Annotated in this window: 1 protein-coding gene; it reads left to right on the top strand. The window is 77.4% G+C overall.

The genetic code is table 11. From position 1 onward, the window contains the following. Positions 1-3027, top strand: a 3027-nt coding sequence (locus AOK15_RS36325) for a type I polyketide synthase (protein ID WP_157870479.1), incomplete at both ends; no start/stop codon positions are given.

Here is a 3027-nt window from a genome sequence, read left to right as displayed (position 1 = left end):
GGCAAGGCCCGTGGCGGTGGCAAGGCCCGTGGCGGTGGCAACCGCCACTTCGGCTGCTGCTGTTCCCCGTGACCGTGGCCATGGCGGGGTGGTCTCCTCCGGTGCCGTCGCCGTGCTCTCCGTGGCGTGCCGGTTCCCCGGTGTCGGATCGCCCGAGGAGTTCTGGGAGTTGCTGGCCGCCGGGGGCGACACCGTCGGCGCGCCGCCCGAGGACCGCTGGGGGAACGGGCCCCGCCCGAACACCCGGTTCGGCTCCTTCCTGCCCGAACCGGCGCTCTTCGACGCCGACTTCTTCGGGATGGACGACACGGAGGCGAGGGCGACCGACCCGCAGGCGCGGATCTTCCTCGAACTGGCCCACGAGGCACTGGAGCGTGCCGGGTACGCGGGCCCCCGCCGGGCCGGCCGCCGGGTCGGCGTGTTCGCGGCCACCGGCGACAGCGGCTACCGCGAGGTTCTGGCCGAGGCCGCGGACGGTGACCTCGCCCGCCACCCGGCCGCCCTCACCGGCAACCTGCCCAACCTGATCGCCGCCCGGGTCTCCCAGGTGCTGGACCTGACCGGCCCGGCGCTCGCCGTCGACACCGCGTGCTCGTCCGCGCTGGTCGCGCTGCACCTGGCCCGGCGGAGCCTCGCCGCCGGGGAGTGCGACCTCGCGGTGGTCGGCGGGGTCAACCTGGGCCTGACGGGCACCGGGCACCGGCTGCTCGACGCGACGGGCGCACTGTCGCCGACCGGGCGGTGCCGGGCGTTCGACGCCGACGCCGACGGGTTCGTGCCCGGGGAGGGCGGGGCGGTCCTCGTCCTCGCCCGCCCCGACGAGGCCCGCGCCGCCGACGACCCGGTCCTCGCCCTCGTACGCGGGACGGCGGTGAACAACGACGGCCGCTCGCTCGGGCTGCTCGCGCCCACGCCGCGCGGGCAGCGCGAGGTCATCGCGCGGGCGTACGCGGAGTGCGGGGTCGATCCGGCCGCCGTGTCCTACGTCGAGGCGCACGGCACGGGTACGCCGATCGGGGACCCGGTGGAGGCGCGGTCCCTCGGCCAGGCGTTCCCGCCGCGTCCCGACGGGCTCCCGCGACGGCTGGGCTCGGTCAAGGCGAACCTCGGGCACCTGCTCAACGCGGCCGGGATGCCCGCCCTCGTCAAGGTCGTCCTCTCGCTCACCCACCGCCGGCTCCCGCCCACGCCGCACGCCGCCCGGCCCGCCCCGTTCCTCGCCGACACGGCCCCCGGCTTCCGCCTCGTGACGGAGCCGGAGCCCTGGACCACCCCGGACGACCGCCCCCTCACCGCAGGGGTCAACGCGTTCGGCTTCGGCGGCACGAACGCCCACGCGATCCTGGAGGAGGCGCCGGCCACCACGGATCGCCGTGACGGCGGGGAGGCCGACCGCGACAGGGGCGGGGACACGGGTCGCCGGAGGTGCGGGGAGGCGGACCCTCGCGGGGACGCTGACTCTCGCGGGGAGGCGGACTCTCGCAGGGACGCGGACTCTCGCAGGGAGAGGGACACCGGCCACCATGCGTGCGGGGAAGCCCGCTGCCACCGCCCCGTCGGGGCCGCCGCCGACGGGACCGGGCCGTGTCTGCTCACCCTGTCCGCCCGGACCCCCGGCGCCCTGCGGGCGGCCGTCGCCGAGCTCGCCGCGCACCTCCGGGCGCGTCCGGACCTTGCCGAGGCGGACGTCTGCGCCGCCGTCGGCACCGCGCGCGACGACACCCCGTACCGTCTCGCGGTCGTGGCCGACGGCGACCTCGTCCGCCGGCTGGAGATGGCCGCGCACGCCGGGGACGCGGAACCCACCCGCGCCCGGCCCCGTACCGTCTTCGTCCTCCCCGGTCAGGGTGCCCAACGCCCCGCTCAAGCACGCGCGTTGTACCGATCCGGCCCCGCCTTCCGGGACACCCTGGACGAGGCGTCCGCGCTCGTCGGCCCCGTCCTGGGCCGCTCCCTGACCTCGTGGTGCCTGGACGAGCGCGTCACCCCGGAGGCGCTGGCGCGGACGGAGGTGGCGCAGCCCCTCCTCGTCGCGTTCGGCGCGGCCCTCGCCGCGCAGCTCGGCGCGTGGGGGGTGCGCCCCGACGCGGTCGTCGGGCACAGCGTCGGCGAGATCACCGCCGCTCACCTCGCCGGCGCCCTCTCCCTCCCGGACGCGCTCGCCTTCGCCGCCGAACGTGGACGCCTGATCGGTGAGCTCGCCGCACCGGGCGCCATGGCCGCCGTCCGGGGCGACGAGGACACCGTCGCCCCCGTGATCGCCCCCGTGATCGCCGCGTCCGACGGCGCGTTGTGTGTGGCCGCCGTCAACTCGCCCACCCAGCTGGTGATCGCCGGCACGTCCGACGCCGTCGACCGCGCGATCGCCGCCCTGACGGCGCGCGGTGTCGCCGCGCGCCGGCTGCGCGTCTCGTACGCCTTCCACTCCCCCTTGTTGGAGCCCGTGCTCGACCCGCTCGGCAACGCCGCGAAGGCGCTGGCCGTGCTCCCGGCCGCCGTACCGATGCTGAGCACGGTCAGCGGGCAGTGGGGGCCCGACCTGAGCCCCACGTACTGGCGCGAGCACGCGGCCCGCCCCGTGCGCTTCGGCGCGGCCGTGGCCCGGCTCCTCGACGAGGGTTACGACACCTTCGTCGAACTGGGTCCCGGCGACACCCTCTCGGGCCCCGTCCGCACCATCGCCGCCGCCCGGACCGGGGAGAGGGCCGGGTCTGCGGTCGGGGCGGGGATCCGGTCTGCGGCCGGGACGGAGACCTGGTCAACGGCCAGGGCGGAGACCGAGTTCCCGCCCTCGTCCTCCTCGTCCCCGGCCGCGTCCTCGTCCCCGGCCGCGTCCTCCTCGTCCGGCGTCGCGTACCTGCCCGCCCTGAGTCCCGCCCCGAGTGTCGCTCCGGACGGTGGGGCCGCCGGGCCCTCCGGCGCGCACTCCCTGCTGGAAACGGTCGGCCGCCTGTGGACACGCGGGGTACCGCTGTCCCCGACGGCACCCGGCCGCGTCCGCGCCGGGCACCGCCGGGTGCCGTCGGG

The organism is Streptomyces ossamyceticus (assembly GCF_001418475.1).
Classification (GTDB): domain Bacteria; phylum Actinomycetota; class Actinomycetes; order Streptomycetales; family Streptomycetaceae; genus Streptomyces; species Streptomyces ossamyceticus.
The sequence above is the reverse complement of the archived record's forward strand: the minus strand, read 5'-3'. Positions and strand labels throughout refer to the sequence as shown.